The 3,140-nt window shown below is 71.4% G+C and carries 4 protein-coding genes; 3 read left to right on the forward strand and 1 reads right to left on the reverse strand.

Features of this window, described 5'->3' with window-relative positions; all coding sequences use genetic code 11:
- The first annotated feature begins 49 nt into the window (after positions 1 to 49).
- Both L0P92_RS43395 and L0P92_RS43400 read left to right on the forward strand, forming a co-directional pair.
- Positions 50 to 601: a VanZ family protein gene (locus L0P92_RS43395; protein WP_234768641.1), complete on the forward strand. Its 552-nt coding sequence runs from the start codon at positions 50 to 52 to the stop codon at positions 599 to 601.
- A 106-nt stretch (positions 602 to 707) separates the two neighbouring features.
- Positions 708 to 914, forward strand: coding sequence for a PspC domain-containing protein (locus L0P92_RS43400; protein WP_234768642.1), 207 nt, complete (start codon positions 708 to 710; stop codon positions 912 to 914).
- 84 nt (positions 915 to 998) lie between these two features.
- Here the strand turns inward: L0P92_RS43400 and L0P92_RS43405 are convergent, their stop codons facing one another.
- Positions 999 to 2,273: an MFS transporter gene (locus L0P92_RS43405; RefSeq protein WP_234768643.1), complete on the reverse strand. Its 1,275-nt coding sequence runs from the start codon at positions 2,271 to 2,273 to the stop codon at positions 999 to 1,001.
- Positions 2,274 to 2,336: 63 nt separating this feature from the next.
- On the opposite strand from L0P92_RS43405, the gene L0P92_RS43410 reads away from it, so the two are divergent.
- Positions 2,337 to 3,140: LysR family transcriptional regulator (locus L0P92_RS43410; RefSeq protein ID WP_234768644.1), on the forward strand; the 804-nt coding region annotated here is incomplete at its 3' end.

Here is a 3,140-nt window from a genome sequence, read left to right on the forward strand (position 1 = left end):
CCCCCCACCCCCCGGAACCGATCCCACCGGACAACGCGTCTAGGGAGGCGTGCAGCGTCAAGGCTCCATCGGCGGCAGCGCCGCGATCCGCATCCGTGCGACTGGGGGTGTCCTCCTGGTCGCGCACCTCGCGTTCGTCGCCTGGCTCACGCTGCGCCCCCTGGACGTCCCCTGGGTGATGCCCGCCAACCTGCAGCCCTTCGCCGGCATCAGAGCCGACCTGGCCCTCGGCTGGCAGGAGGCGGCCCGCCACATCGTCGAGGGCCTGGCGCTCCTCGCCCCCCTGGGCGTGCTGATCCCGATGGCACACGGCAGAACCGACGCCTCCCCGCTCGGCTCCCTGGTCCGCACGACCGCCGCCGGCGCCCTGATCTCGCTGGCCATCGAACTGCTCCAGACCGGCGTCCCCGGCCAGCTGGTCGACGTCGACTCCCTGCTGCTGAACACGGTCGGAGTGGGCCTCGCCCACGCCACGGTCGTCCCCGCCGCCCGAGCCTGGCTCCGCCGCAGGTCCGAGCGCGCCGACCGGTCGACCGTCCCTCAGGAGGAGCCCTCTCAGGGTCGGACCCCGACGATTCCCAGGGTCGGCATAGCTCCGTAGAGTGACGCTTTGCCCGGTTCGTCGCCGTAGCGTGGATGTCAGTTGAGGAACCTCCTCACGAGGCCCCACAAGGAGCCTCAGACCACGCTCGCGAAGGAGCCGCACCATGACCGCGCTCGCCCGACCCACCCACGGCCGCATGATCGGCGGAGTGTGCGCCGCGCTGGCACGGCGCTTCGGCACCTCCGCGACGACCATGCGCGTGATCTTCCTGATCTCCTGCCTGCTCCCGGGTCCGCAATTCCTCCTCTACATAGCCCTCTGGATCCTGCTGCCCTCGGAGGACAAGGCAAAGACACGCGCAGCCTGGTAACCCACAAAAAAACCCAGTGCGCCCCGCCATCCCCCCGGCGGGGCGCACTGACGTTCCCGGCCCTTAGGCGCCTCAAGCAGCCCGTCAGGCAGCCGTGGCCAACTTCCGCCGCGCCACCCGAGCCGCCCGCGTCCCGAACACCGTGATCGTCACGACACCGAGCACCGCCAGCAGCCCCACCCCGACGGTCCCGCCCCAGCCACCGGCGTGGAAGGCGACGGCACCGACCGTGCTGCCCGCGCTGGAGCCGATGTAGTACGCGGACTGATACAGCGCCGAAGCCTGGGCGCGCCCCTGCGTGGCCGTCTTGCTGACCGCCGAGGACGCCACCGCGTGCCCGGCGAAGAAGCCACCGGTGATGAGGACCAGACCGAGCAGGACCAGCGGCAGGGACCCCGCCAGAGACAGCAGCAGGCCTGCGGCCGTAGTGGCACCCGCCCCGTACAGCGCGCCGCGCCGGCCCAGGCGGCCCACCAGCCGGCCGGCCGTCGACGCCGACACCGTGCCGACCAGGTAGACGAGGAAGATCGAGCCGATGATGCCCTGCGGCAGCGAGAACGGCGCCTCCGTCAGGCGGTAGCCGATCACGGTGTACACGCCGCCGAAGACCGTCATGAACAGGGCGCCGATGGCGTACAGACGGCACAGCAGCGGGTTGCCGAGATGGTCACGCACCGTACGCGCGAGCACCCGCGGCCGCAGCGAGCCCGGCTTGAAGTGGCGCGGCGCCGGGATCAGCAGCCGGAAGGCCACGGCGCAGGCGACCGCGATCACGCCGATGACACCGAGGGCGACCCGCCAGCCCCACTCCTGCGCGACCCAGCCGGTGATGACCCGGCCGCTCATACCGCCGACGCTGTTGCCCGCGACGAACAGACCGATCGCGGTCACCAGCGCCTTCGGCCGGACCTCCTCGGCGAGATAGGCGGTCGCCGACGCCGGCAGGCCGGCCAGCGCGGCACCCTGTACGGCCCGCAGCACGACCAGAGCGGTCAGGTTGGGGGCGAGGGGGACCAGCAGCCCCACGGTCACCGCGACCGCCAGCGAGCCCGTCATGACCGTACGGCGTCCGTAGCGCTCCGAGAGAGCGCTCATGGGGAGCACGAACAGCGCCAGTCCGCCCGTCGCGGCCGCCACCGTCCAGCTGGCCTCGCTCGCCGCCACCCCGAACTCACCGGAGATCAGCGGCAGAAGGGCCTGTGTGGAGTAGAGAAGCGCGAAGGTCGCGACTCCGGCGAGGAAGAGGGCGAAGCTCATCCGGCGGTAGCCGGGGCCGCCCGGGGCCATACGGGAGTCGACGACAGGGACTGCGGGTGCGGCGCCCACGAGAGTGGACGCCCCGGTACTGGCGGGAGACATGCTTCGAAGTTACGTACGCCCCCACTGATCCGTCCAATGCATAGACTCGCCATAATCGTTCCCATGGCGCATCAGTACAGCTCACAGCCTCGACTGTCACCGTCCAGTGACACAGAAGACATGACGATGTTGCTCGCCCCCCGCCTGGCCCACTTCGCCGGCGTGGCCCGTACCGAGCACGTCACCCGGGCCGCCCAGGAGATGCAGGTCCCGCAGTCCACGCTGTCGCGGGCCATGGTCCGTCTGGAGCAGGACCTGGGCGTCGACCTGTTCGCCCGCCACGGCCGTACGGTGTCCCTCACCCCCGCCGGCCGTACCTTCCTCACCTCGGTCGAACGCGCCCTCGCCGAGATCGCCCGTGCCGCCGACGAGGTCCGCGCCGACGCCGACCCGGCCACCGGCAAGGTCGCCTTCGGCTTCCTGCACACCATGGGCGCGGAAACGGTCCCCGGCCTCCTGCACGCCTTCCGCGCCGACCACCCCCGCGTCCGCTTCAGCCTGGTCCAGAACTACGGCGAGGCCATGCTCGAACGCCTGCGCGCGGGCGAACTCGACCTCTGCCTGACCTCCCCCGTCCCGGACGCCCCCGACCTGGTGGCCCGCCGCCTCGACGAACAAAAACTCCGCCTGGTCGTCCCGTCCGACCACCGCTTGGCCGCCCGCAAACGCATCCGCCTGGCGGAAGCCTCCGACGAGATCTTCGTAACCCTGGAACCCGGCTACGGCCTCCGCCGCATCACCGACGACCTCTGCCAGGAAGCCGGCTTCAAGCCTCGCATCGCCTTCGAGGGCGAGGAGGCGGAGACTCTGAGGGGCCTGGTGGCAGCGGGCCTGGGAGTCGCCCTCCTGCCCCCACCCGCGGTCCCC

The organism is Streptomyces muensis, from assembly GCF_021474425.1.
GTDB lineage: Bacteria > Actinomycetota > Actinomycetes > Streptomycetales > Streptomycetaceae > Streptomyces > Streptomyces muensis.